The 23,342-nt window shown below is 70.6% G+C and carries 26 protein-coding genes; 17 read left to right on the top strand and 9 right to left on the bottom strand.

What is annotated here, in order from left to right; all coding sequences use genetic code 11:
• Window positions 1–5: 5 nt before the first annotated feature.
• Together GA0111570_RS03725 and GA0111570_RS03720 are read left to right on the top strand one after the other, a co-directional pair.
• Window positions 6–1,184 (top strand): pyridoxal-phosphate dependent enzyme, encoded by a 1,179-nt coding sequence (locus GA0111570_RS03725; protein WP_092606487.1) that lies wholly within the window; start codon window positions 6–8, stop codon window positions 1,182–1,184.
• Window positions 1,185–1,373: 189 nt separating this feature from the next.
• Entirely contained in the window at window positions 1,374–1,631 is a 258-nt protein-coding gene (locus GA0111570_RS03720) for a DUF2249 domain-containing protein (RefSeq protein ID WP_092606485.1), read from the top strand.
• 146 nt (window positions 1,632–1,777) lie between these two features.
• Here GA0111570_RS03720 and GA0111570_RS03715 read toward each other — a convergent pair whose 3' ends face one another.
• Genes GA0111570_RS03715 through GA0111570_RS03705 form a run of 3 tightly spaced genes read right to left on the bottom strand, consistent with a single transcriptional unit; the run spans window position 1,778 to window position 3,759 of the window.
• Window positions 1,778–2,413, bottom strand: a complete 636-nt coding sequence (locus GA0111570_RS03715) for a peroxiredoxin family protein (protein WP_092606484.1) — start codon at window positions 2,411–2,413, stop codon at window positions 1,778–1,780.
• Window positions 2,414–2,443: 30 nt separating this feature from the next.
• A complete protein-coding gene (locus tag GA0111570_RS03710; protein ID WP_092606482.1) occupies window positions 2,444–3,460 on the bottom strand; it encodes a cytochrome c biogenesis CcdA family protein in 1,017 nt (338 codons plus the stop codon).
• A gap of 2 nt (window positions 3,461–3,462) precedes the next feature.
• A complete protein-coding gene (locus GA0111570_RS03705) occupies window positions 3,463–3,759 on the bottom strand; it encodes a thioredoxin domain-containing protein (protein WP_092606480.1) in 297 nt (98 codons plus the stop codon).
• Between GA0111570_RS03705 and GA0111570_RS17255 the strand changes: the two genes are divergently transcribed.
• From GA0111570_RS17255 to GA0111570_RS03690, 4 genes are all read left to right on the top strand, one after another.
• Entirely contained in the window at window positions 3,758–3,988 is a 231-nt protein-coding gene (locus tag GA0111570_RS17255) for a hypothetical protein (protein WP_139283133.1), read from the top strand. The two genes, GA0111570_RS03705 and GA0111570_RS17255, sit on opposite strands and share 2 nt — an antisense overlap.
• Before the next feature lie 189 nt (window positions 3,989–4,177).
• The gene (locus GA0111570_RS03700; protein WP_092606478.1) at window positions 4,178–4,324 is read left to right on the top strand and encodes a YHS domain-containing protein; all 147 of its coding nucleotides are present in this window, start codon (window positions 4,178–4,180) and stop codon (window positions 4,322–4,324) included.
• Between the two features lie 52 nt (window positions 4,325–4,376).
• Window positions 4,377–5,915, top strand: a complete 1,539-nt coding sequence (locus tag GA0111570_RS03695) for a multicopper oxidase family protein (RefSeq protein WP_139283132.1) — start codon at window positions 4,377–4,379, stop codon at window positions 5,913–5,915.
• Window positions 5,916–5,947: 32 nt separating this feature from the next.
• Window positions 5,948–6,556 (top strand): thioredoxin-like domain-containing protein, encoded by a 609-nt coding sequence (locus GA0111570_RS03690; RefSeq protein WP_092606476.1) that lies wholly within the window; start codon window positions 5,948–5,950, stop codon window positions 6,554–6,556.
• A 122-nt stretch (window positions 6,557–6,678) separates the two neighbouring features.
• On the opposite strand, the gene GA0111570_RS03685 is transcribed toward GA0111570_RS03690, so the two are convergent.
• Window positions 6,679–7,755 carry a 2,3-butanediol dehydrogenase gene (locus tag GA0111570_RS03685; protein WP_092606475.1) on the bottom strand — a complete coding sequence of 359 codons (1,077 nt, stop codon included), beginning with the start codon at window positions 7,753–7,755 and terminating at the stop codon, window positions 6,679–6,681.
• 342 nt (window positions 7,756–8,097) lie between these two features.
• Here GA0111570_RS03685 and GA0111570_RS03680 point away from each other — a divergent pair, with 342 nt between their 5' ends.
• Together GA0111570_RS03680 and GA0111570_RS03675 are read left to right on the top strand one after the other, a co-directional pair.
• The gene (locus GA0111570_RS03680) at window positions 8,098–8,901 is read left to right on the top strand and encodes an alpha/beta fold hydrolase (protein WP_092606473.1); all 804 of its coding nucleotides are present in this window, start codon (window positions 8,098–8,100) and stop codon (window positions 8,899–8,901) included.
• A 269-nt stretch (window positions 8,902–9,170) separates the two neighbouring features.
• The gene (locus tag GA0111570_RS03675) at window positions 9,171–9,581 is read left to right on the top strand and encodes a VOC family protein (protein WP_092606471.1); all 411 of its coding nucleotides are present in this window, start codon (window positions 9,171–9,173) and stop codon (window positions 9,579–9,581) included.
• 49 nt (window positions 9,582–9,630) lie between these two features.
• On the opposite strand, the gene GA0111570_RS03670 is transcribed toward GA0111570_RS03675, so the two are convergent.
• Window positions 9,631–10,368: a DUF4386 domain-containing protein gene (locus tag GA0111570_RS03670; protein WP_092606469.1), complete on the bottom strand. Its 738-nt coding sequence runs from the start codon at window positions 10,366–10,368 to the stop codon at window positions 9,631–9,633.
• Between the two features lie 96 nt (window positions 10,369–10,464).
• On the opposite strand from GA0111570_RS03670, the gene GA0111570_RS03665 reads away from it, so the two are divergent.
• The 5 genes from GA0111570_RS03665 to GA0111570_RS03645 all read left to right on the top strand — a co-directional run bounded on the left by GA0111570_RS03665 (window position 10,465) and on the right by GA0111570_RS03645 (window position 15,808).
• Window positions 10,465–11,253 carry a TetR/AcrR family transcriptional regulator gene (locus GA0111570_RS03665; RefSeq protein WP_092606467.1) on the top strand — a complete coding sequence of 263 codons (789 nt, stop codon included), beginning with the start codon at window positions 10,465–10,467 and terminating at the stop codon, window positions 11,251–11,253.
• Between the two features lie 193 nt (window positions 11,254–11,446).
• Window positions 11,447–12,898: an FAD-dependent oxidoreductase gene (locus tag GA0111570_RS03660; RefSeq protein ID WP_092606465.1), complete on the top strand. Its 1,452-nt coding sequence runs from the start codon at window positions 11,447–11,449 to the stop codon at window positions 12,896–12,898.
• A gap of 49 nt (window positions 12,899–12,947) precedes the next feature.
• Window positions 12,948–13,469, top strand: coding sequence for an arsenite efflux transporter metallochaperone ArsD (gene arsD, locus GA0111570_RS03655; RefSeq protein ID WP_092606463.1), 522 nt, complete (start codon window positions 12,948–12,950; stop codon window positions 13,467–13,469).
• Between the two features lie 11 nt (window positions 13,470–13,480).
• Window positions 13,481–15,307, top strand: coding sequence for an arsenical pump-driving ATPase (gene arsA, locus GA0111570_RS03650; protein ID WP_092607125.1), 1,827 nt, complete (start codon window positions 13,481–13,483; stop codon window positions 15,305–15,307).
• A 24-nt stretch (window positions 15,308–15,331) separates the two neighbouring features.
• Entirely contained in the window at window positions 15,332–15,808 is a 477-nt protein-coding gene (locus GA0111570_RS03645) for an arsenate-mycothiol transferase ArsC (RefSeq protein ID WP_217634003.1), read from the top strand.
• A gap of 51 nt (window positions 15,809–15,859) precedes the next feature.
• Here GA0111570_RS03645 and GA0111570_RS03640 read toward each other — a convergent pair whose 3' ends face one another.
• On the bottom strand, window positions 15,860–16,240 hold the full coding sequence (locus GA0111570_RS03640; protein ID WP_092606461.1) for an ArsR/SmtB family transcription factor: 381 nt from the start codon (window positions 16,238–16,240) through the stop codon (window positions 15,860–15,862).
• Window positions 16,241–16,366: 126 nt separating this feature from the next.
• On the opposite strand from GA0111570_RS03640, the gene arsB reads away from it, so the two are divergent.
• From arsB to GA0111570_RS03625, 3 genes are all read left to right on the top strand, one after another.
• Entirely contained in the window at window positions 16,367–17,467 is a 1,101-nt protein-coding gene (arsB, locus tag GA0111570_RS03635; protein ID WP_092606459.1) for an ACR3 family arsenite efflux transporter, read from the top strand.
• 28 nt (window positions 17,468–17,495) lie between these two features.
• On the top strand, window positions 17,496–17,948 hold the full coding sequence (locus tag GA0111570_RS03630; protein ID WP_092606457.1) for an arsenate reductase ArsC: 453 nt from the start codon (window positions 17,496–17,498) through the stop codon (window positions 17,946–17,948).
• 101 nt (window positions 17,949–18,049) lie between these two features.
• Window positions 18,050–19,465, top strand: a complete 1,416-nt coding sequence (locus tag GA0111570_RS03625) for a dihydrolipoyl dehydrogenase family protein (protein ID WP_092606455.1) — start codon at window positions 18,050–18,052, stop codon at window positions 19,463–19,465.
• 230 nt (window positions 19,466–19,695) lie between these two features.
• On the opposite strand, the gene GA0111570_RS03620 is transcribed toward GA0111570_RS03625, so the two are convergent.
• On the bottom strand, window positions 19,696–20,496 hold the full coding sequence (locus tag GA0111570_RS03620; RefSeq protein ID WP_175557305.1) for a PrsW family intramembrane metalloprotease: 801 nt from the start codon (window positions 20,494–20,496) through the stop codon (window positions 19,696–19,698).
• A 275-nt stretch (window positions 20,497–20,771) separates the two neighbouring features.
• Between GA0111570_RS03620 and GA0111570_RS03615 the strand changes: the two genes are divergently transcribed.
• Window positions 20,772–21,437: a hypothetical protein gene (locus GA0111570_RS03615; protein ID WP_092606451.1), complete on the top strand. Its 666-nt coding sequence runs from the start codon at window positions 20,772–20,774 to the stop codon at window positions 21,435–21,437.
• A gap of 343 nt (window positions 21,438–21,780) precedes the next feature.
• Here the strand turns inward: GA0111570_RS03615 and GA0111570_RS03610 are convergent, their stop codons facing one another.
• Window positions 21,781–22,626 carry a hypothetical protein gene (locus tag GA0111570_RS03610; RefSeq protein ID WP_092606449.1) on the bottom strand — a complete coding sequence of 282 codons (846 nt, stop codon included), beginning with the start codon at window positions 22,624–22,626 and terminating at the stop codon, window positions 21,781–21,783.
• 314 nt (window positions 22,627–22,940) lie between these two features.
• Complete coding sequence (locus tag GA0111570_RS17560; RefSeq protein ID WP_175557304.1) at window positions 22,941–23,267, bottom strand: nucleotidyltransferase domain-containing protein; 327 nt, start codon at window positions 23,265–23,267, stop codon at window positions 22,941–22,943.
• Between the last annotated feature and the right edge of the window lie 75 nt (window positions 23,268–23,342).

Genomic DNA, 23,342 nt, shown 5'->3' with positions numbered 1-23,342 from the left:
CGACGATGACCGAGCACGCGCCGGTGCCCGCCGCGGAGCCCTACCTCTACGACCGGTCGGGAACCCGCTACCCGCTCACCGACCGGCGGTGGCGAGGGGACGACCTGACGCCGCTGGCGATCGGTCCGCTGCCCGGGCTCGGCCCCGACCGGATCGACACTGCCGAGCACTCGCTGTGGCGCTACCAGGCGGCCCTCCCGGTCGATCCGGCCTACCGTGTCAGCCTGGGCGAGGGCTTCACGCCGATGCCCGCGATCGCCTGGGACCGGCCCGGCTCGGACGGAGGCCGCATCCACGCCAAGCTCGAGTGGTTCAACCCGACCTCCAGCTTCAAGGACCGCGGGGTGTCGGTGATGATCTCCCACCTGCGCAGCCAGGGCGCCACCCACGTCCTGGAGGACAGCTCCGGCAACGGCGGCGCGGCGGTGGCGGCGTACGCGGCGGCCGCGGGGATCGGCGCCACGATCATCGTCCCGGCCGCCACCTCGCCGGCCAAGATCCTCCAGGCCCGCGCGTACGGGGCGCGGATCGAGCTGGTGGAGGGCACTCGCGACGAGGTGGCCGCCGCCGCGATCCGCCGGTCGGTGGACCTCCCGTACGCCAGCCACAACTGGCACCCGATGTTCCTGCAGGGCACCAAGACCATCGCCTACGAGATGTGGGAGTCCCTCGGCTTCCGGGCACCCGACAACGTCGTGCTGGTCGCCGGCGCGGGCAGCACCATCCTCGGCTGCGACCTCGCCTTCACCGAACTGCTCGACGGAGGGTGGATCGACCACCGGCCGCGGCTGCTGGTCGGCCAGCCCGAGCACTGGGCGACCATCGCCGACACGTTCAACGGCATCGACCCGGCGAGCCGGGGCCCGAGGGTCCCGACGGTCGCCGAGGGCGCCTCCATCGCGCACCCGGTCCGGCTGCCCGAGACGGTCGAGGCGATCCGCCGCTCCGGCGGGGCGGCCACCACCGTCAACGAGGAACAGATCCGCGCCGCCGTCCGCAAGCTCGCCGCCCGCGGCCTGTACGCCGAACCCACCAGCAGCGTGGCGGCCGCCGCGCTGGACGCCTTCCTGGCCGACGGCACCATCGAGCCCGGCCAGACCACCGTGCTGGTCCTCACCGGGTCCGGGCTGAAGGCGGCCGAGCGGATGGCCGAGGTGTTCGGGAGCGCACCGGACCGGGCGTGAGCCGCGGACGACACCCGTCCCTGCAGACGGGGATGTCCGCATCCCCCGGCCCGCCGGCTCCCAGGGCGATGTTGTTAAACATGGCGCTTCCGTGTTTAATGATCCCGTGGTCGACGCGGGCGCCTCACGGGACCCGGACGCCGACCCTCACCCACGCGCCGGACGACCGGCGCCGACAGGAGAGCGACGATGGAAGAACTCAGGTTGACCGAGGTCCAGCAGGAGATCCCGGTACTGGATGCCCGGACCATCCCGCACGCGATTCGCCATGCCACGATCTTCGGCGCCCTGTCCGCGATCGGACCGGGTGGCTCGCTCATCCTCGTCGCCCCGCACGACCCGCTGCCCCTACTGGCGCAGATCGCCGAGCGCGAGAGTGGCGCGATCGAGGTCAGCTACCTCGAGCGCGGCCCGGAGGCCTGGCGCCTCCAGCTGACGCGCCGCTGAGTCACGCCGTCAGCCGCGCGCCCAGCCGCACCACTCCTCATCTCCCGCACCGCCCCGGCAGAAGCCACAGCTCCGGGGCGGTGGCGGGAACGTCCCGACACCTGTGCCGGGCGCCCGCTGGGCGCGGCGGACCGGGGATCGTACGTTCAGGCGAGGTGGGACCCCACTTCCTTGAGCAGGTCGTCCGGCGACAACCACATCGACGGGTACTCGCCGTACCAGCGCTGCTGCCCCTGCTTGTCGACCAGCACGAAGCTGTGGCCGGGCAGGCCGGCATGCATGCCCTTGCCCAGGGTGCCGTACGCCTCCGAGACGCGTCCGTCGTCGAGCAGGAACGGGGTGGTGACGTGGTTGGCTGCCATGTCGGCGAGGATCTGGTCGCGGGAGTTCATCACGATGGGCAGCACGACCACGTCCGCGGCGTCGAAGTCGGCCTGGCGCTTGGCGATCTCGCCCATCTGGACGATGCAGATCTGGCAGCCGGCGCCTTCGCTGAAGTACAGCAGGACGTTCTTGCCCCGCAGGTCGGACAGCCGGTGCACCGCGCCGGACGTGTCGGTGAGGGTGAAGTCACTGGCCTGGTGCACGCCGGAGGACCGGGTCGGCAGGCTGGTGAGGATCCCGGCGACCACCAGGGCGACGGCGACCAGCAGGCCGACTCCCCAGGTGATCAGCCGGTTCCGGTGCCTGCGCGCCTCCTGGCGCCGGACTTCGGCGAGGCGCTGCCGCGCATTGGGCTGCCCCGGAGCGGCCTTCGGAGCAGTCCTGGTCCTGGTCGTCATGTCTCACGCTTTCTTCGCCCTTGGAGGCGGTCAGTGGCAGGAGGGGTGCTTGGTGGTGGCGGGCTCGCCGGCGGCCTCGCCCGGAGCCCTGTCCACGGCCTCATCCGGAGCCTGGTCGGCGCCCTCGTACGGTGCCTGGTCGTTGCCCTCGTCCGGGCTCGCCGGCTGGGCAGTGTGGGGGCCGGGGGCCGAATGGCGATCCTTGAGCGTGGCGACCACGAAGGCCGCCACCAGGGCGATCAGGCCGACACCGAGGATCGCCTCGGGGACCGGCCGGGACCAGGTCTCGAGCCGGCGGAACACGCCGGCGACGGCCTCGCCGATCGCGACCTGGAAGCCGGGACCGGTGGTCATCGTGCCACTGTTGGCCAGGTGGATGACGAACCCGCCCATCAGGGCGAACGCCACCGCGACGGCTACGTTCACGACATTGGTGTGCAGGCTGCGGCCACCCAGCCGGATCACCACCGGGTGGGCGCGCAGGAAGCGCCGCTCCCCCAGGCGCAACCGGTCCCACAACAGGGCCATCACGAACAGCGGGAAGGCCATCCCGAACACGTACGCCAGGCCGAGCGCCACGCCACCGACAGGGCTGGCGGACAGTGCGGACAACGTCATCACCCCGGCCAGCACCGGCGCGCAACAGGCCGACGCCACCCCCGAGAAGACCCCGAGGGAGAAGAAGCTGGCCGAGTCGCCGCGGCGGGTGTCCGGGGCGCGCAGGATCGACGGGAGCGACCACATCCGGCCGGTGAGCGACCACACCGCGAGCAGGACCATCAGCGCCCCGCCGCCGTAGTAGAGCACCCGGTGGTAGTGGGCGATGGCGCCCGAGAGCAGGCTCATGCCGAGGGTCAGCGGCAGCATCACCAGGGCCAGGCCGGCGGTGAACACGAAGGTCAGCGGCAGCAGTCGCCAGCGGCGGTTCTTCACCGCCGCGGCCAGGTAGCTGGGGGCAAGGAAGACGATGCAGCAGGGGGCGAACAGCGCCACCCCTCCGGCGAAGAACGCGGCCAGCACCGAGCCGGTGGTGAGCAGGTCTCCCATGGTCAGGCCGCCGTCCGCGTACGGTTCCGGAGCAGTCGCTGGAGCTTGCGCCGCGGCAACCGACCCGAGCTGAAGTACCAGCCGTCGAGCAGCACCAGCGGCGTCATCGGCGCCCGGAGCTCCTGGAGCAGTGCCCGGCCCTCCCGGGAGCGGGCATCGACCCGCTCCACGACCATCGGGAACTCGAGGCCGAGCTCGGCCAGGGCGCGGTTCGCGTCGGCACAGAAGTGGCAGGCCTGCGCCTCCACGATCGTCAGCACGGCCGGCCCACCCACCGCTCCGGTTTCGTCATCCGTCATGTCCACGATCGTTCCCGCCCGACGTCCAGAGCGGGCACAGGAACTGTGCGGATCCGATCAAGATCACCGGCCCCGACGTACGACCTGGTGCCGGCACCGGCTACGCAACGGCGCCCTCACCGGGGACGTCAGCGCGGAGGACTACCAGACCCGCGTGAAAATGCTCCGTACGGTCCGCGACCAGGGCCTGGACCCGCTGTCCGGGGTGCCCCACCCCGCGCAGCGGTGACGATTCGGGGCTTCTCGGTGGATGCCGCAACCTGTCGGGTCCCAGGGACAGAATCTTGAGCAAACCCTGACCTTGTGGGCTGGAAGTAGACGGACCGGAGGACTACCGTCGACAGCGGATACCCCACCGGGGTATGACAGGACCCGCAGGGGTCCTCCCACCCGACCACGCCAGCGAAGGAACCCCATCATGACCACCACCGATCCCGTCTGCGGCATGACCGTCGAGCCCGAGACCGCCGCCGGCTCCGCCGAGCACAAGGGGCAGACGTACTACTTCTGCTCGGCCGGCTGCCGGACGTCCTTCCTCAAGGATCCCGAGAAGTACGTCGGCTGAGGCCCGCGCCACCGACACCGCCAGCAGCCACCCCTCCCCCGGAAGGTCGACCTTGTCATCCACGTTCTCCCGCCGCTCCCTGCTGCTCAGCGGGCTGGGCGGCGCCGCCGCGCTCTCCTTGGCCGCCTGCACCAGGAATCCGGGTACGACGCAGACCGCCGCGGCCGTCGCCTCGGCCACGCCACTGAGTCCGGGTCCCGGACAGAACGTCGTCTCCACGACGCTGACGCCTCGCGAGGTCACCCTCGACCTCGGTGGCGGGGTGACCGCCCGGACCTGGGCGTACGACGACAAGCCGGTCGGGCCGGTCATCCGCGCCACCGCCGGCAGCCTGCTGCAGGTCGACGTACGCAACCAGTTGCCCGCGTCCACGTCGGTGCACTGGCACGGCATCCACCTGCGCAACGCCGCCGACGGGGTTCCCGGGGTCACCCAGCAGCCGATCGAGGCCGGCGCCACCTACCGCTACGAATTCGTCGCCCCTGATCCGGGCACGTACTTCTACCACCCGCACTCGGGGGTCCAGCTCGACCGCGGGCTGTACGCACCGCTGATCATCGACGACCCGCACGAGCCCGGCGGCTACGACGCGGAGTGGATCGTCGTGCTGGATGACTGGACCGACGGCATCGGCAAGGGCCCCGACGACATCCTGGCCGACTTCCGCGCCGAGAAGGGCACGGTCGGCACCGGGATGGGCGGCATGGGTTCGGGCGGCATGGGTTCGGGCGGCATGGGTTCGGGCGGCATGGGTTCGGGCGGCATGGGCGGGATGCACGGTGGCGGTTCCGGTTCCCCGCTCGGCGACGCCGGCGACATCGCCTACCCGCACTACCTGGTCAACGGCCGCATCGCCACCGATCCGGCCGTCTTCGAGGGCAAGAAGGGCCAGCGGGTGCGGATCCGGCTGATCAATGCAGCCTCCGACACCGTGTTCCGGGTCGGCCTCGCCTCCCACGAGATGACGGTCACCCACACCGACGGGTTCCCCGTGCGGCCCACCCCGACGCGGGCCCTGTTCATCGCGATGGGCGAGCGCTTCGACCTCACCGTCACCCTCGGAGACGGCGTGTTCCCGCTCGTCGCGCAGCCGGAGGGCAAGACCGGCGCCCCCGCGCGCGCCCTGGTCCGTACGTCCGGCGGCACGGCACCGTCGCCCCAGGCGCGGATCGGTGAGCTGGACACCGAGCCCCTGCTGGCCACGGCGCTGTCCCCCGTCGGTGCGGCGAAGCTGCCCGATGCCGCGGTGGACCAGACCCTCGACTTCCAGCTCAACGGCCAGATGCAGCCGTACGCCTGGGGCATCAACGGGAAGCAGTTCCCGAACGACGAGCCGTTGACGCTCCGCGAGGGCCAGCGGGTCCGGATGCGGATGACCAACATGACCTCGATGGTCCATCCGATGCACATCCACGGCCACACCTGGGCGCTGCCCGGCAGCAACGGGCTGCGCAAGGACACCGTGCTGGTGCTCCCGATGCAGACGATCGAGGCCGACCTGCAGGCCGACAATCCCGGCACCTGGATGTACCACTGCCACAACATCTACCACGCCGAGATGGGCATGATGACGCGCCTCGTCTACGCCTGACCCGCTCCCCTTCGCCGAATCGAGAAGACCCCATGACAAGCAGCCAAGCCCGCGCCAAGCTCGACGCGCTCCGCCAGCAGGACGCCGCCCGGACCCGGAAGCGGCGCCGGGCGATCATCGGCGCGGGGGCGGTCGTCCTCGTCGTCGCCGTCCTGCTGGTGGTCTGGGCGGTGGTCCGTACGCCGGCGCAGCCCCAGGCCAGCACCGGTCTGGTCACCTACTCCAACCTGTCCCGGGACCACGTGACCGGCCCGGTCACCTACCAGCAGACACCGCCGGCCGGGGGCCCGCACTCCGCCGTGTGGCAGAACTGCGGCATCTACAACAACCCGGTACCGAACGAGAATGCCGTCCACTCCCTCGAGCACGGCGCCGTCTGGATCACCTATCGACCCGACCTGCCGGCCGCCCAGGTCGCGACGCTGAAGGCCGACGTCAAGGGGCAGCCGTACGGGCTGCTGAGCCCGTTCCCGGGCCTGCCCTCCCCGGTCGTCGCCACGGCGTGGGGCGTCCAGCTGCGGCTGGACGATGCCACCGATCCTCGCCTGCAGCAGTTCCTCGCCACGTACGGCGACGGCAGCAAGGCACCCGAGCCCAAGGGCGAGTGCACCGGCGGAACCGGCACCCCGGACAGCAACTAGCAACCAGCGGCGACCAGCGCCGGCCGCAGCGCGCACCCGCCCCGGATCCTGGCAGGGGCCATGGTCCGGGGCGGGTGCTGGCATCGCCCGGTGATCGGGTTGCAGTAGGACGAGTGGGCGGGTCAGAGCCCCTCGCCGGACGGGGACACGAGGATCTTCACCGCCGTCTCGTTGTGGTGGATGAGGGTCTCGAACCCCTTGTCGATGAGGTCGTCGAGGCCGATCCGCCCGGTGATGAAGGGCTTGAGGTCGATGGCCCCGGACTCGACCAGCTGGATGGTGGACGGGTGCGTGTTGACGTAGGCGATGGACCCGCGGACCTCGATCTCCTTCATCACCACCTGGAACAGGTCGATGCTGGCCCGCTTGGTCCAGATCGCGACCACCTGAAGGACGCCCTGGGGGCGGAGGGCGTTCAGCAGGGTGTCCAGCACGGGCTGGGCACTGGTCGCCTCGACCGCCGCGTCGGCGCCCCTGCCACCGGTGAGCCTGCGGACCTCCTCGGCGACGTCGACCTTGGTGGGGTCGAACACGTGGTCGGCGACGCCGGTGTCGAGCACCCGCTGGCGCCGCAGTTCGCTGAGCTCGGTGACGGCGACGGTAGCTCCCCGCGCCTTCAGGACGGCGGCCGTCAGCGAGCCGATCGGACCGGCTCCGCCGACGAGGACGAAGTCCCCGGCCTTGGCCCCCGACCGGTCGACGGCGTGGTAGGCCACGGACAGCGGCTCGATCAGCGCCGCCTCGTCGAGCGGGACGTCATTGCGGATCGGGTGCACCCAGCGGCGCTTCACCGACACCTTCTCGCCGAGGCCGCCGCCGCAGCCGGACAGGCCGATGAACCCGAGCTCGCGCGAGAGGTGGTAGTCCCTGCTCTCCGGGCCGGTGTCGACGTCGTCGTGGATGATGTACGGCTCGACCACGACGTGCTGTCCCACCTGGAGGTCGTCCACGCCTTCGCCGAGCGAGGACACGACGCCGGAGAACTCGTGTCCCAACGTCACAGGCGCCGACTCACCGGAGATCGGGTGCGGATGGCCTGCCGGCGGGACGAAGAGCGGCCCCTCGAGGTACTCGTGCAGGTCGGAGCCGCAGATTCCGCACCAGGCGACGTCGATGCCGACCTCGCCGGGCTTCACCTCCGGCTCCGGGATCTCGTCGATTCGGATGTCACCGCGGTCATAGAAACGGGCAGCGCGCATCTCGTCTACTTCCTTGACTCCCGGCAGTGGGCCATGGTCACGTGAAGTCGTCCGCGCCGGGTGTGGATGCTCGCGCCGACAGGCGTACGTCCCGCCTGTCGATTGCCTTTCAGGCTACGCCGATGCGTCCGCACCCATGCCCCGATCAGGCGCTTCGGGTGGACGGTCCCATGGCACCTGGTATGGCACCTGGCACTCCGCTCCCGCATCGCTGCTGGCTGAGGCCGGGGACGCTGGGCCGGGGCTGAAAAAGGCCGACGCACCTCTTCCCCACGTCCGTGATCGGCTCATACTGGCAGTGTCAGGCGCGCAGCGCCGCGCGCCACCGGCCGGAGGTGTGCCATGTCCGTCACCCAGTCACAGCAACTGCAGATGCAGGCCGAGGTCAGTGGGGACGGGCCCCCGCTCCTGGTCGTCGGTGGCGGGCTGACCGGCTGGGCCAGCTGGCGCCCGATGCTTCCCCGCCTCACAGAGGGCCGCCGCGTGGTCCTGCTGCAGCCCCTCAACGTCCAGTTCGGCCTCGAGAACCGGCTCCTCCCCACGGACTACGGCGTACGCACCGAGAGCGAGGCGCTGAACAACGCCGTCGAGGCCACGGGCGTCGAGCTGCCGGCGGACCTGCTGGCCTGGTCGTACGGTGCCCACGCCGCCCTCGACTTCACCCTGAACCACCCCGACCGGGTCCGCCGACTCGTGCTGATCGAGCCGCCGGCGCTGTGGTTGCTGCCCGACCACGGCCGGGCGATCCCGGGTGTCGCCGAGATGGAGGCCCTGATTCCCGACATCGCGGCCGAAGTGAGCGACTACCACCTGGCGGACTTCCTGAGGCTGGCGGCACTGGTGCCTCCCGGCGGGGACCCCCACGGGCTCCCCCAGTGGCGGGACTGGGTCGGCTACCGGCGCTCGCTGCGCAACAACCCGGTCCTGTTCACCCACGTCGATGACCCGGCGCGGGTCGCGGCCCTCGACCTGCCCGTCCTGCTCTTCACCGGGACCGGCACCAGTGAGTTCCTGCGCGCCGTCATCGAGGTGCTGGCGACCACCCTGCGCCGCGTACGCGTCGTCGAGCTGCCCGGTGGCCATGCACCGCAGCTCGCGGCCCCCGACAGGTTCTTCGAGAAGGTGAACGCGTTCCTCGAGGACTAGGTCAGGGACCCTGGCGTCCTTCGGAGGTACCTGCCCGTGAGGAGATCAGGGGCTAGCCGTCCTTAGGTGCGCTGTATCTACTGCTCCAGCGATAGATACGGCGCACCCAAGGCCTACCCATCGCGGTCCGGAGCTGCAGGAGCACCTCCGGAACCGTCGATCCAGAACCGCGCCGCCGAAGAACCCAGCGAAGGCCCTCGTTCCCAGCCCGTTGAGGTACCCGCAGCCCCTTGGGACGATGGATCCCACCGCACCCCCAGGAGGCCGGGATGAAGACCCTGCACACCGCCTACCGGGTCAGCGACCTGGACACCTCGCTCACCTTCTACCGCGCCCTGGGCTACCGGGAACTCCTCCGCGTGCAGCCCGATCCCGAGACGCTGCTGGTGATGCTGGCCTTCCCCGGCGAGCGGGTGGCAACCCTGGAGCTGGTCCACCGACCCGGCGACGGGCCGGTGGACCTCGGCACGGGCTTCCACCACCTGGTGGTCCAGGTCCACGACCTCCGGGCGGCCGTCGTCGGCCTGGCCCATGCCGGACTGGAACCCGAGCCGATCCAGCCCTTCGACGATTCGAGGGGCGGCGGGACGTCCTGGGTCACCGACCCCGACGGCTACCGCATCGAACTGGTGGAGTGGCCCCGCGGCCACGCGGACGGGATCAGCGCCGACCTGGACTGAGCGGACCGTACGAGCTCTGCGGAACGTACGAGCTCGCCCGACCGACTCGTCAGACGCGGTTGCGAAGCCCGCCCGAGACCGCCTCCACCGCGTCCACCGCCGGCGCAGCCTGCGACTCCGACGAGAGGACCGGCGCAGCCTGCCCCTCCCCCGCCGAGCGGACCCCGCGGATGATCAGGTGCAGCGCCAGCGAGATCTCCCACAGGAAGATCGGCACCGCCGCCCACGGCTGCGGCTGGTTGAGGCCGAACATCACCCCGAGGTTCGCCGCCGCGACCAGCGGCGCACCGACCAGGCCCAGGATCGGGATCGCGCGCAGCACCAGTCCGTGGCGCAGCAGCAACCACGCGATCACCACCGTGTTGATCGGGGCGACCAGCCCGGGGCCGACCAGGAACGTCCAGTCGTGCACCAGGCGCAGGCCGGCGACGACCTCGGCGGACAGGCCGGGCGAACCGGCCAGGGCGGGACTGGCGACGGCCGGCAGCAGCACCACCACGCCGGTCAGGATCACCGAGGCCTCGAGCGTACGCAGCGCCACGTACGCGACCGCCAGGCCCGGCGCGTGCCGGCGGACCAGCGGGTAGAGGGCGACCGAGGTACCGACGACGGCCGCGGCCAGCACGACCTCGAGCAGGCCGCCGAGGAGGACCGAGTTCCGGCCGGCCAGCCCGGCTTCCGGATCGAGGGCGGAACCGCCGTACAGCGCGACGGCCGCGACCGAGGTGACGTGGGTGACGAAGTACAACAGGCCCGCAAGGCGGGCGATGGATCGAGGACTGCTCATCGTGGGACTCCCTGACCTCCCGAGGTGTACGGCGTACACCTTCTACCGGAAGGGTAGGTGTACGGTGTACACACGTCAAACCCCGAGGAGGCGCCGATGGCACGCGGCAACCCGCCACGACAGCAGCTCAGCCGCGCCCGGGTGGTGCAGGCCGCGATCGAACTGGCCGACGCCGAGGGCATCGAGGCCCTGAGCATGCGCCATCTCGCCGAGCGGCTCGGCGTGGTCCCGATGGCGCTCTACAAGCACGTGGGCGACAAGGAGGACCTGCTCGATGCCATGGTCGACGAGCTGATCGGGCAGGTCCGCGCGGCAGAGGCCGGCGAAACCGGGCCCGCGCCGACCCCCGACCCCACGCCTGGTCCGGTGAGGGCCTCAGGCGCAGAGAACACCCCCCTCCCGGCGGGCCAGCCGGACTGGGCGGACGCCATCCGCCGGACGATCCTGGCCACCCGAACGGTCGTCCAGCGCCACGGCTGGGCGCGCCGCGTGATCGAGACCCGTACGGTCCGTACGCCGACCGTGCTCGGCCACATGGAGCACCTGACCCAACTGTTCCTGCGCGGCGGCCTGTCCCCGGACCTGGTGCACCACGTCATGCACGCCCTGGGCAACCGGATCTGGGGCTTCAGCCCCGAACTGTTCGACGAGTCCCCGGGCGGCCGAACGCGGGAGAGCAGGAGCCGCGCCGAGCAGCCCGACCCGGCCGACTACCCCGGCATCATCGCGATCGCCACCGACGCCGCGGCACGCCGACCGGGAGCGACCGGCTGCGACGAGGAGTTCGAGTTCCGGTTCGCACTCGACCTCCTGCTGGACGGGATCACACGCCTCCAGGAGTCCGGCTGGACCTCGACCCCTGGGCGCTTGACGCCGGAGGATTGACATCCAGGCGTTGACATCCAGGCACGGACGTCGAGCATTGACACCCGTCAATGGCTAGACTAGTTTCACATCGAGAGTCGTCTATATGAAGCTGCCTGGATGGAACTCCGTGTGGCGCCACCGATCGACAGCACCATGGGGTTGCCCATCCGTCGGCCACCGGCCGCCGGATGTCCCCCGAGAGGATCGCGCAATGGCCCACCTGGTCACCATCGGTGGCAGTGACGCCGGCATCAGTGCCGCGCTGCGTGCACGCGAACTCGACCCCACCACCGAGGTGACCGTGCTGGTCGCGGACGACTACCCGAACTTCTCCATCTGCGGCATTCCGTACCACGTCTCGGGTGAAGTTCCCACGATCGCCGACCTGGCCCACCGCACCGGTAAGGACCTTGCCGCGGCCGGTCTCACGGTGCTGCGACGCACGCTGGCCACCAGCATTGATGCCACCACCCACACCGTCACCGTACGAACGCCGGAGGGCACGACCCGGGTGATCGACTACGACAGCCTGGTCATCGGCACCGGAGCGACCAGCATGGTCCCGCCCATCGCGGGGCTGCGCGGAGAGGGCGCGCTCGGCCCCACCGACGGAGTCCACACCATCCGTACGATCGACGACACCCGCGCCGTGGTGGCCGACCTCGACCGGCACCCGGGCGGCCGGGCCGTCATCGTCGGCGCCGGCTACATCGGCCTGGAGATGGCGGAGGGCCTGGTCGGGCGGGGTATGTCCGTCACCCAGGTCGAGGCGCTCCCGGAGGTGCTGTCCACCGTCGACGCCGAACTCGGGTCCCTGGTCCACGCCGAACTGGTCCGCCACGGCGTCGACGTGCACACCGCCACCACCGTGGACCGGATCAGCCGCGACGACGACGGACTCCGGCTGGCCGCGTCCGGACCCGAGGGTCCGCGGACGTTCCGGGCCGACCTGGTGGTCGTGGTCGTGGGCGTACGACCCGACACCCGGCTGGCGGTGGAGGCCGGCGTGCCGACGGGCGCGAAGGGGGCCCTCGTGGTCGACGACCACCTGCGCACAGCCCTCCCCGACGTGTACGCCGCGGGCGACTGCGCCGAGACCCACCACCGGCTGCTCGGGACCACCTGGCTGCCGCTCGGCACCACCGCACACAAGCAGGGCCGCATCGCCGGCGCGAACGCCGTCGGGGCCGACGTCACCTTCCCCGGGATCGTCGGCACCCAGGTGGTCAAGGTCTTCGACCTGGTGATCGCTCGAACCGGGCTGCGCGACCATGAGGCCGGCAACGCCGGGCGCGGCTGGAGCCCCCTGACCGTGGCGACCACGGCCGACGACCACAAGCGCTACTACCCCGGCGCCACCCCGCTGCACCTGCGGATCACCGGCGACCGTACGTCCGGCCGGCTGCTGGGTGCCCAGCTCGTCGGGCAGCGCGGCGCCGAGGTGGCCAAGCGGGTCGACACGTACGCCACGGCACTCTTCCACGAGATGACCGTCGCGGGCCTCAGCGACCTCGACCTCTCGTACACCCCGCCGCTCGGCGCACCCTGGGACGCGGTCCAGGTCGCCACCCAGGCCTGGGAGGCGGCAGCCCGGTCCCGGACCGGCGACCAGTCCCAAGTGGTGACGACCTGGGGAACGATGAACCGAAGACCGACCGACTGAAGACGTCGAAGCGTTCGAAGCAGAAGTGAAGCAGCAGAGAGGACCCACCATGACCGACACCACCGCCACGGGCGAGCTCGCCGAGGGCCGCACCACCCTGACCGTCATCCGGGCAGCCGAGGGCCGCACCACCCTGACCGTCATCCCGGCAGCCGAGGCGCGTCCCCGGGTCGAGGTGTTCGAACCCGCCCTCTGCTGCAACACCGGCGTCTGCGGTGACGACGTCGACCAGGCCCTCGTCACCTTCACGGCTGACCTGACCGCCCTGAACTCCCGCGGCGCCGACATCGTGCGGCACAACCTCGCGAACGACCCGCAGGCCTTCGTCGACACCCCGGCCGTCGCGGACTTCCTCCGGGTGGCCGGCTCGGCCGGACTCCCGCTGACCCTCGTCGACGGCATCACCGTCGCGACCGGCGGCTACCCGGACCGCGCCACGCTGGAGCGGCTCGCCGGGCTCGCGGGGAGCGGCGCCGGACACGAGCAGGCCGGACACGAGCAGGCCGGGGCCGAGCAGACCGGGGCAGAGCAGGCCGGAACGAGCTGCTGCGGCGGCTCGGGATGCTGCTGAGCGGGCACGCCATGACCCTTGACTTCCTGGCCGACGTGCCGCGCTTCCTGTTCTTCACCGGCAAGGGCGGGGTCGGCAAGACCTCGCTGGCCTGCGCCACCGCCGTCAGCCTGGCCGACGCGGGCCAGCGGGTGCTGCTGGTGAGCACCGATCCGGCCTCCAACGTCGGGCAGGTCTTCTCCGTGGAGCTGTCGAACACGCCGACGGCGATCCCCGCGGTGCCGGGGCTGGAGGCGCTGGAGATCGACCCGGAGGCGGCCGCCGAGGCCTACCGCGAGAAGATCGTCGGGCCCGTACGAGGTCTGCTGCCCGAAACCGAGATCGCGGCGATCACCGAGAGCCTGTCCGGGTCGTGCACCACCGAGATCGCCTCGTTCAACGAGTTCACCGGCTTCCTGTCCGATCCGGTGGCGACCGCCGCGTACGACCACGTCATCTTCGACACTGCGCCGACCGGGCACACGATCCGGCTGCTCGAGCTGCCCGGTGACTGGAGCAGCTTCATCGAGACCGGCAAGGGCGATGCGTCCTGCCTCGGGCCGATGTCCGGCCTGGAGAAGCACCGCGACGCGTACGCCTCGGCCGTCGCCGCACTCGGTGATCCGGACCTGACCCGGCTCGTCCTGGTCGCGCGGGCCGACCCGCCCTCCCTCGCCGAGGCCGCTCGCGCAGCCACCGAGCTCGCCGACCGCGGGATGCGCCGGCAGTACCTGGTCGTGAATGCGGTGCTTCCTGCCGGATCCGCCCAGGGTGACGAACTCGCCGAGGCGATCGGGGCCAAGGAACAGGCGGCACTCCAGGACCTGCCCACGGCGCTCGCGGACCTGCCGCGCGACCTGGTCGGGCTGAAGCCCGGGAACGTGGTCGGCGTCGCGGCCCTCCGTGGCCTCCTGGCCGAGGAGCAGCCGCCGACGCGTACGACCCCGGCCGACCTCCACGCCAACGTGCGCAGCGACCAGCCGGCCGACCTGCCCAGCGACCTGCCGGACGGTCTCCCCATCGGCCTGGACGCGCTGGTCGAGGAGCTGGCCCAGGACGACCACGGCCTGGTGATGTGCATGGGCAAGGGCGGGGTCGGGAAGACCACCGTCGCCGCTGCCATAGCGGTCGCCCTGGCCGAGCGTGGGCACCGGGTGCACCTCAGCACCACCGATCCCGCCGGCCATCCGGAGGGCGTCGTACGCGACGCGGTGGAGAACCTCACCGTGACCCGGATCGACCCGGACGAGGCGATCACCGGCTACCGGGACCGGGTGATGCGCAGCAAGGGAGCCGGCCTGGACGCCGAGGGCCGTGCGCAACTGGCCGAGGATCTGCGCTCCCCCTGCACGGCCGAGGTCGCGGTCTTCCACGCCTTCTCGCGGATCATCAACGAGGCCGGCAAGCACTTCGTCGTCGTCGACACCGCGCCGACCGGCCACACCTTGCTGTTGCTGGACACGACCGGCTCCTACCATCGCGAGGTGACCCGCAACATGGTCGCCCAGCAGCACTTCACCACCCCGATGATGCGGCTGCAGGACCCGGAACTGACCAGGCTCATCCTGGTCACCCTGCCGGAGACCACCCCTGTGCTGGAGGCCCTCGAGTTCGAACAGGACCTGGCCCGAGCCGACCTGCACCCCTGGGCGTGGGTGGTGAACGAGTCGCTGGCCGCGGCCCGTACGACCTCTCCGCTGCTCCGGGCCCGCGCCGCCGCGGAGGTCGAGCACCTCCAGGACGTCGCCGAGCACGCCGAGCGCGTCGCCGTCCTGCCGATGATGGCGGCCGAGCCGACCGGCGCCGAGCAGCTCCGCCGGCTCAGCAACCTGGCACCCCAGTCCACGACGACCCGCTGACCACCTCACCCACCAGGAGACCCCGTGTCCACCACCCCGCCCTCGGTCCTGTTCGTCTGCGTCAAGAACGGCGGCAAGTCCCAGATGGCCGCCGCCCTGATGCGCCAGGTCGCCGGCCCGGCCATCACCGTCCACTCCGCCGGAACCAAGCCTGGCAACGCCCTCAATGCCCAGTCAGTGGCGAGCATCGAGGAGGTCGGCGCGTCGATGGAGGGCGAGTACCCCAAGCCGATCGACCCCGTGCTCCTCGACACCGTCGACGTCGTCGTCCTCGTGGGTGGCGAGGCGACGATCGAGCATCCTGGTACGGCGCCGATCCGCGTCTGGGAGACCGTCGAGCCCTCGAAGGACGGCATCGAGGGGATGGAACGGATGCACCTGGTCCGCGAGGACATCTCCCGCCGCGTCGAGGCGCTGGCCCTGGAGTTGACCGGGGAGCTGCCCACGGACCCCGTCGGGAACGCCGCCCACGACCAGGACAGCGACCAGGACCGCAGCTAGCGGACCCGGAGGACGTGCGGCGTACGCAGCGCCGGACCAGGCGCAGTCGGCTCAGCAGCAGCGGGTGTCGGTGGCCGCCTCGCAGGCGCCGAGGAAGTCCCGGGCGACGTCCAGCACGCCGGCGACGGCGGTGTAGTGCGCCCAGCGACCCCGCTGCTCGCGGGTGACCAGTCCGGCGTCCACCAACTTCTTCAGGTGGTGGGACAGGGTCGGCTGGCTGATGCCGAGGGTCTCGGGCAGGTGGCAGGCACAGGCGGTGCCGCCGGCGGAGGCGGCGATGTGGTCGAGCAGGCGTACGCGGGTCGGGTCGGACAGCGCCTTGAAGATGTCCGCCAGGCAGGCGGCCCGATCGGCCTGCATGAGGGCGCCCCCGACCTCGCACGTGTCGTCCGGGTCGACGCGAGGGGTGCTGATGGTTCCGACGTCTGCCATTCGACCAATCTACGTGATGTATCGACAGATGTCGATCAGTGGCGACACCCGCGGCTCACATTGACATTCATCAATGAGATCGGCAGGCTTGTCATCGAACATCGTCGATATGAACGGGGTGACCACGTGTCACACACGGAGACGCATCCGGTTTCCAGCCACCACGCACCGGTCGCCAAGCAGCTCAGCCTGCTGGACCGGTACCTTCCGGTCTGGATCCTGGCCGCGATGGCCGCCGGACTGCTGCTGGGACGCTTCGTACCCGGCCTGAACACGGCGCTCGACGCGGTGAAGGTCGGCTCGGTCTCGCTGCCGATCGCGATCGGCCTGCTGGTGATGATGTACCCGGTGCTGGCCAAGGTCCGCTACAACGAGACCCGGCGCATCGCCGCCGACCGGCGCCTGATGGGCCTGTCGCTGGTGCTGAACTGGATCATCGGACCCGCGGTGATGTTCACCCTGGCCTGGCTGCTGCTGCCCGACCTGCCCGAGTACCGCACCGGACTGGTCATCGTCGGCCTGGCCCGTTGCATCGCCATGGTGCTGATCTGGAACGACCTGGCCTGCGGCGACCGCGAGGCCGCCGCCGTCCTCGTCGCGATCAACTCGGTCTTCCAGGTCATCGCGTTCTCCGCGCTCGGCTGGTTCTACCTGCAGGTGCTGCCGGGCTGGCTGGGCCTGGCCACCACCTCGGCCGAGTTCTCCTTCTGGGCGATCTTCGTCTCGGTGCTGGTCTTCCTCGGCATCCCCCTGGTCGCCGGCTTCCTGACCCGGCTGGTCGGGGAGCGGACGAAGGGTCGTACGTGGTACGAGGGCTCGTTCCTGCCGAAGATCGGCCCTTGGGCGCTCTACGGCCTGCTGTTCACCATCGTGCTGCTGTTCGCTCTGCAGGGTGACCAGATCACCAATCGCCCGCTCGACGTCGCCCGGATCGCCGTACCGCTGGTGGCGTACTTCGCCATCATGTGGGTCGGGGCGCTGCTGCTGTCCCGCGCCTCCGGCCTGGACTACGCGCACTCCACCACGGTCGCGTTCACCGCGGCCGGCAACAACTTCGAGCTGGCCATCGCCGTCGCGATCGGCACCTTCGGCGTCACCTCCGGCCAGGCCCTCGCCGGCGTCGTCGGACCGCTGATCGAGGTCCCCGTACTGGTCGGCCTGGTCTACGTCTCGCTGTGGCTGGCGCCCAAGCTGTTCCCGAACGACCCGACCCTGCCCACCCGCTGACCGGCCCCACCCACCCGAAAGGCACCCCATGAGCACCCCTGAGTCCATCTCGCGGCCCTCGGTCATGTTCGTCTGCGTCCACAACGCCGGACGTTCCCAGATGGGCGCGGCGTACGCCCACCACCTCTCCGGCGGCAGGGTCGAGGTCCGGTCGGCCGGCTCGGCGCCCGCCGACAGCATCAACCCGGCCGTCCGCGAGGCACTGTTGGAGCAGGGCATCGACATCTCCGCCGAGAAGCCGAAGATCCTCACCCCGGAGGCCGTCCAGGCCTCCGACGTGGTGATCACCATGGGCTGCGGCGACACCTGCCCCTACTACCCCGGCAAGCGGTACGAGGACTGGGTGCTCGAGGACCCGGCCGGCCAGGGCGTCGAGTCGATCCGCCCGATCCGCGACGAGATCCGCCGCCGGGTCACCGAACTGCTGGGCGAACTGGGCGTCGAGGTGCAGCCGACGCCGGCCGAGGCCGCACAGGGCTGACCCGCCGGGTCATCGCCGCCCGATCGCCGGCCATCGCCTGCCCCATGCCGACTCATCGCCGGCCCGCTGCGGGCGACGGCCGCGCGCGCAAGAATGCGCACATGACCCAGCACGACCTGATCGTGATCGGCGCCGGCATGGCCGGCCTGGCCGCCGCGGAGAAGTGCGCCTCGCGCGGCTGGCAGGTCGCCGTCGTCGACGACCAGCCGTACGGGGGCACCTGCGCGCTGCGTGGCTGCGACCCGAAGAAGATCCTGCGCCGGGCTGCCGAGGTGGTCGAGTCCGCCCGGCTGATGGCCGGCCGCGGGGTCGGGGTGCGGGGCGGAGGCCCGGGCGATGGCGGGAGCGACGTCGAGGGCGGCGGGGATGCCGGTGGCCTGGCGATCGACTGGGCCGACCTGGTTGCGTACAAGCGCGGGTTCACCGATCCGGCACCGGCCCGGATGGAGGCCAACCTCACCCGCCTCGGGATCCGTACGCTGCACGGGGTGGCCCGCTTCGTCGGGGCCGACGCGCTCGACATCGACGGGGAGCGGCACACCGCCGCGCACATCCTGGTCGCCACCGGGGCGGTGCCGCGGCCGCTGGACTTCCCCGGCCACGAACATGTACTGGACAGCACCGGGTTCATGGAACTGGCCACGCTGCCGGAACGGATCCTGTTCCTGGGCGGCGGGTTCGTGTCGTTCGAGTTCGCCCACGTCGCCGTCCGGGCGGGGAGTCGTACGGTCATCATCGACCGGCACCCCCGGCCGCTGAAGCAGTTCGACCCGGACCTGGTCGAGCGCCTGGTCGCGAGCGGCGCCCGGGCCGGGGTCGAGGTGTGGCGCTCCAGCACGATCTCTCGCATCGAGCGCATCGGTACGGAGTTGCGGGTCACGGTGGAGACCGACGGGGTCCCGCGCGAGGTGGCGGCCGACCTGGTCGTGCACGGCGCGGGCCGGATCCCCGATCTGGCGCGCCTGGACCTGGGCGCCGCCGGCGTGGCGTACGACACCCACGGGGTGACCGTGACCGAGCACTTGCAGAGCACGACGAACCCGGCGGTCTGGGCGGCCGGTGATGCGGCGGCTTCGCCGGGCCTGCCGCTCACCCCGGTCGCGGTGGTCGAGGCGAAGGTCGCCGCCTCCAACATGCTCAAAGGAGATCGCGCCGAGCTGTACGCCACCCCGGACCACACCGGCACCCCGGCCGGCGTCTTCAGCATCCCCGAACTGGTCCGGGTCGGACTACTCGAGCACGAGGCCCACGACGCCGGGATCGACGTCGACGTACGCCTCACCGACACCAGCGGCTGGTACTCCAGTTACCGGATCGGCGGCACCACCTCGGCGGTGAAGGTCCTGGTGGACAGGGCGACCGACCGGGTGATCGGCGCGCACCTGCTCGGCCCCGACTACGCGGAACTGGCCAACACCTTCGCGCTGGCGATCAAGGTCGGCCTGACCCGGCGCCAGCTCGCGGCGGCGCCGGCGCTGTACCCGACGCTCGGATCGGACCTCAGCTCGATGCTCTGAGGGGTGGCTGCCCTGATCGCTCGCCGGCTTGAGCATCGGCTGCCCTGATCGCCCGCCGGCTTGAGCACCGGCTGCCCTGAGCACCGGCTGCCCTGAGCACGGGCTGCCCTGATCGCTCGTTGCTCGGCCACCCTTGGGTGCGGCGAATCTACGGATAGACCACCAGATTCGGCGCACCCAAGGTCCTGCCACCGGCACTCCCGGTCGGGATCCAGGGATCAGCGGGCCCTTCAGCGGCGCAACCGGCTGGGGATGACCAGGCCCAACAGGATGGCCACGCTGATGCCGGCGATCCCCACGTGCAACGCCACGGTCGCGGCGCCGTCCCAGAGGGTGTGCAGCAGCACCGCCAGCAGGAAGGCGCCGACGAACAGCAGTCCGGCGTGCCGTCGCGGGGGAACAGCACCGAGCCGCCAGAGCGCGGCGGTGACCATGCCCGTCCAGGCCACGTGTCCCGCCGGGGACAGCAGCCCGCGCAGCAGCAGGGTCTGGTCGACGGCGGCCACGTTGCCCCCGCTGGAGATCAGCGCGGTGAACCCGTAGCCCATGGTCTCCAGCACCGCGAAGCCCATGCCCGACGCGACCCCGAGCACTACCCCGAGGCCTTCGGTCCGGCGACGGGCCACCAGGAAGACCAGCAGCGGCATCACCAGCTTCACGGCCTCCTCGATGAACCCCACGGCGAGCATCCCGAGCGCCGGCATCTGGCGCAGGGTGGAGTACTCCAGTACCGAGGCGGCAGTGGTGCCGATCGCCCCGCCGACGACCGCCGTGAGGGCAACCAGGCCCGAGTGCCCGTCCGGCCGCGGCCCCATCACGTACGAGACCAGCAACACCGACAGCGGGACGGTGATGGCCCCGATCAGCAGGAGGGTCGGGAAGAGGTTCGGGTTGCGGGTGGTGAGCATCGCCGAGAGCACGATCGCGTAGGCGCCCACACCGAGCGGCAGCACCAGTAGTCCGGACAGGCGCAGCCACCAGGGGCGGCGAGGGGCAAGGGCTGCCGGGGCCCGGTACAGATCCTCGTCCATGCGGCTCTCCTCGCCCATCGACCGGGCCGGCAGGGCGCCGACACGTCCGTCTGTGAGTCTGCCACCGGCGGCCGCGTTCGCGCAGGGTTGCCGAGCCCGTCAAGATCGTCGAGCCCTTCGAGCCCTTCGAGCCCTTCGAGCCCTTCGAGCCACGGAGCGGACTGACCGCGAGCGGAGCGACCGACGGCGGTCCCGGCTCGACCCCAGCAGGTGACGGGTATCTTGTCGCCATCAGCCCGTCGGGGGCCGGTGACAGCGATGCGAAGAGGGATGCCATGTCACGACGTACGTCCGGGAAGGGCTCGAGCGGGCGCAAGCAGGCGTCCGGGCGGCGCCGCGCCCCTGGCACCCAGCGCCCCGAGGCCGGGGCCGGGGCAGCGGCCGAGGCCGGCGGCGATCGTCCGACCGGGACCGAGGGGAACGCTCCTGATCGGACCGCGAGCGACCTGAACCCGAGTGACCGAAGCGCGAGCGACCTGAACGAGGCTCTCGACGTGCTCGCCACCCACCCGATGCTGGCGACGATGCCGCACTGTGGTTCCTGCGGCAGTCCGGTCCGTTGGATGTTGCCCGAGGAATTGAAGGACGCCGACCGCGAGGCCTATCGGAAGGTGATCGCCGGACTCGCCCCGGAGGTGGTGGAACGCTCCGACGTGTGGTGGTGCCCGGCGTGCGGGGCCGTCGGGATCGAGGACCACGGGGACGACCCGTACGCCGCGGAGGACGAGGCCTTCGACTCGATCGACCTCGACGACCGGTGCGTCGACTGCGGGACCGAGGTCGAGTGGTACGACCCTGCGTACGTGGCGACGATCGACAAGGACGCGTACATGCAGGCCAAGCGCCTCTTCGGGGCCGCCGACCTGCTCGACGGTGAGGCGGCCGTCTGCCCCGGGTGCGGCCGGATCACGTTCTTCCCGTACCAGGAAGGCGACGACTGACGATCGCCCGGATCCGAGCGGGAGGACTCCGTCTCGGCCACACTGTCCCGGCCACGCTCCGGCGAACTGGCCAACACCTTCGCGCTGGCGATCAAGGGCTGGCGATCAAGGTCGGCCTGACCCGGCGCCAGCTCGCCGCGGCGCCGACGCTCTACCCGACACTCGGATCGGACCTCAGCTCGATGCTGTGAGGGTGACGCCCCGGGCGAGACACCGAGGCCCTTAGGTACGCCGAATCTGTTGGTCTATCCGCAGATTCGCCGCACCTAACCCCCTGCCCCTACCGCGTACCCGTCGCGGCCCGGCTGCTGCATGCGCGTCCGCTGCAGCGTCTCCGCCCTGCTCAGGCGGGCACCGCCGATTGGCCGTGCGGCAGGTTGGGATTATAGGGTTCGACCCCGACCAATGCCAGGGTCGGTGAACTGGTGCTCCCGGTAGCGGTGAAGTAGGCGTAGTTCTCGGTCGACGGGTCATAGGTGAACCGGAACGCGGACTCGACATCATTTCCCGCTCTTACGTACATGTACATCCAGACCGCATCGCCCGCCTGAAGTGGCTCGTTTTCCTTGGGGAAATAGGTGCATGGCTCCTGAGTCGGCCCTCCACCGCCACTCAGCTCTGGACTGTACGTGGCGCCTCCCACATCTGTTGGGTACGTGACGCCATTGTGCACCCACTTCATGGTGAACGAACAGTTGTACCAAGCCTGGTCCAGCAGGTTGAAGCCCGAGATATTTCCGAACGACTGGGCGAGGGGGCCCACCTTGGTCTCAAGCATGTGTTGGGAACTGCCGAGGTCGGGTACGAAGCGAAGGGTCTGCAGGGCCCATTCCGGGCTCTTCGCCGCCGTCGCCATCAGTTTGTCGCGGTGGCGGCCGAGGTCTGGTACGGAGCGGAGGGTATTGAATGCCCATTCCGGGCTTTCCGCCGCCTTTGCGATCAGCGCACTGCGGTGGCTTCCGAGGTCGGATACGTGCAGGAGAACCCGGTAAGCCCACTCCGGACCATTGTCGAGCACGCGGGCAACGAGCCTGTCGATACCGATCTCCTCGACCGCCGCCGCAAAAATATCGTCGTAGCAGGCGTCTGGGTCTTTGATGACCCGACTGGTCCGCGTCGCGTTCTCGGCTTCGGCAAGCCCGAGGCCGATCTGCCTTTGGACATAATGAGTGAGTCGTGGTCCTGCCATGGCCCGGATCCTTTCCGTGGCGCCCTGAAGGTTAGCCCGCGGGGCTCATCTGACTGCTGAATTCAAGGCCACTAACACCCGTATCAGAACGTAACTCATAATCGTCCGCAACACAATGCCTTGGTAGAGGGGTAGCGCTCAGTCCCGACCAAGCTTCATCGAGAGACCCAGAAAAGACTCCGGACATGAAAAGACCCCGGGATACCGGGGACTTCTCTAATAACTGAAAGCTTCTTGTGACGACGCAAATTTCTGTTCCCAGACGATTCGCAACCCTCAATACAACATCCTTAAGTCCTCTCAGTGCCTCCATTCTAGGACCGTTCGGAGGCGCTCGGCAAGAGCCCATGCACAACAATTGCGCCGGATAACACCGAGCCCGCGAACCCCGCCGGATCAGCACGGGCCGCCTCGACGTCCGCCGGCGTCCACAGCAGCAGGTCGACGTGCATGGGAACCCCGTGGACGGCATCCTCCAGGGCCGCCCGCAGCATGGGCGAGGGCCGCTCCCGCAGCACCACGACGAGGTCGACGTCGCTGTGGACATTGGCGGTGCCCTTCGCCCACGACCCGAAGAGCAGCACCGCCAGCGGATCGCACTCGGCGACCAGCGACCGGGCCAGGCGCCGAGCGAACGCCAACTCGCCCCGCGACGCGGCCTCGGCCCCTGACCCGCCCCGCGACGCGGCCTCGATCCCTGACCCGCCCCGCGACGC

Source organism: Raineyella antarctica, from assembly GCF_900092135.1.
Lineage (GTDB): Bacteria > Actinomycetota > Actinomycetes > Propionibacteriales > Propionibacteriaceae > Raineyella > Raineyella antarctica.
The sequence above is the reverse complement of the archived record's forward strand: the minus strand, read 5'-3'. Positions and strand labels throughout refer to the sequence as shown.

What these genes read in the sequence shown, in the direction of transcription:
- GA0111570_RS03610 (WP_092606449.1), bottom strand. Translation starts at nt 22,626, where the DNA reads ATGGCAGGACCACGACTCACTCATTATGTCCAAAGGCAGATCGGCCTC.
- GA0111570_RS03690 (WP_092606476.1), top strand. Translation starts at nt 5,948, where the DNA reads ATGACAAGCAGCCAAGCCCGCGCCAAGCTCGACGCGCTCCGCCAGCAG.
- arsA (WP_092607125.1), top strand. Translation starts at nt 13,481, where the DNA reads ATGACCCTTGACTTCCTGGCCGACGTGCCGCGCTTCCTGTTCTTCACC.
- GA0111570_RS03685 (WP_092606475.1), bottom strand. Translation starts at nt 7,755, where the DNA reads ATGCGCGCTGCCCGTTTCTATGACCGCGGTGACATCCGAATCGACGAG.
- GA0111570_RS03710 (WP_092606482.1), bottom strand. Translation starts at nt 3,460, where the DNA reads ATGGGAGACCTGCTCACCACCGGCTCGGTGCTGGCCGCGTTCTTCGCC.
- GA0111570_RS03725 (WP_092606487.1), top strand. Translation starts at nt 6, where the DNA reads ATGACCGAGCACGCGCCGGTGCCCGCCGCGGAGCCCTACCTCTACGAC.
- GA0111570_RS03625 (WP_092606455.1), top strand. Translation starts at nt 18,050, where the DNA reads ATGACCCAGCACGACCTGATCGTGATCGGCGCCGGCATGGCCGGCCTG.
- GA0111570_RS03615 (WP_092606451.1), top strand. Translation starts at nt 20,772, where the DNA reads ATGTCACGACGTACGTCCGGGAAGGGCTCGAGCGGGCGCAAGCAGGCG.
- GA0111570_RS03660 (WP_092606465.1), top strand. Translation starts at nt 11,447, where the DNA reads ATGGCCCACCTGGTCACCATCGGTGGCAGTGACGCCGGCATCAGTGCC.
- arsD (WP_092606463.1), top strand. Translation starts at nt 12,948, where the DNA reads ATGACCGACACCACCGCCACGGGCGAGCTCGCCGAGGGCCGCACCACC.
- GA0111570_RS03665 (WP_092606467.1), top strand. Translation starts at nt 10,465, where the DNA reads ATGGCACGCGGCAACCCGCCACGACAGCAGCTCAGCCGCGCCCGGGTG.
- GA0111570_RS17255 (WP_139283133.1), top strand. Translation starts at nt 3,758, where the DNA reads ATGTCCACGATCGTTCCCGCCCGACGTCCAGAGCGGGCACAGGAACTG.
- GA0111570_RS03705 (WP_092606480.1), bottom strand. Translation starts at nt 3,759, where the DNA reads ATGACGGATGACGAAACCGGAGCGGTGGGTGGGCCGGCCGTGCTGACG.
- GA0111570_RS03680 (WP_092606473.1), top strand. Translation starts at nt 8,098, where the DNA reads ATGTCCGTCACCCAGTCACAGCAACTGCAGATGCAGGCCGAGGTCAGT.
- GA0111570_RS03720 (WP_092606485.1), top strand. Translation starts at nt 1,374, where the DNA reads ATGGAAGAACTCAGGTTGACCGAGGTCCAGCAGGAGATCCCGGTACTG.
- GA0111570_RS03630 (WP_092606457.1), top strand. Translation starts at nt 17,496, where the DNA reads ATGAGCACCCCTGAGTCCATCTCGCGGCCCTCGGTCATGTTCGTCTGC.
- GA0111570_RS03675 (WP_092606471.1), top strand. Translation starts at nt 9,171, where the DNA reads ATGAAGACCCTGCACACCGCCTACCGGGTCAGCGACCTGGACACCTCG.
- GA0111570_RS03670 (WP_092606469.1), bottom strand. Translation starts at nt 10,368, where the DNA reads ATGAGCAGTCCTCGATCCATCGCCCGCCTTGCGGGCCTGTTGTACTTC.
- GA0111570_RS03640 (WP_092606461.1), bottom strand. Translation starts at nt 16,240, where the DNA reads ATGGCAGACGTCGGAACCATCAGCACCCCTCGCGTCGACCCGGACGAC.
- GA0111570_RS03700 (WP_092606478.1), top strand. Translation starts at nt 4,178, where the DNA reads ATGACCACCACCGATCCCGTCTGCGGCATGACCGTCGAGCCCGAGACC.
- GA0111570_RS03620 (WP_175557305.1), bottom strand. Translation starts at nt 20,496, where the DNA reads ATGGACGAGGATCTGTACCGGGCCCCGGCAGCCCTTGCCCCTCGCCGC.
- GA0111570_RS03715 (WP_092606484.1), bottom strand. Translation starts at nt 2,413, where the DNA reads ATGACGACCAGGACCAGGACTGCTCCGAAGGCCGCTCCGGGGCAGCCC.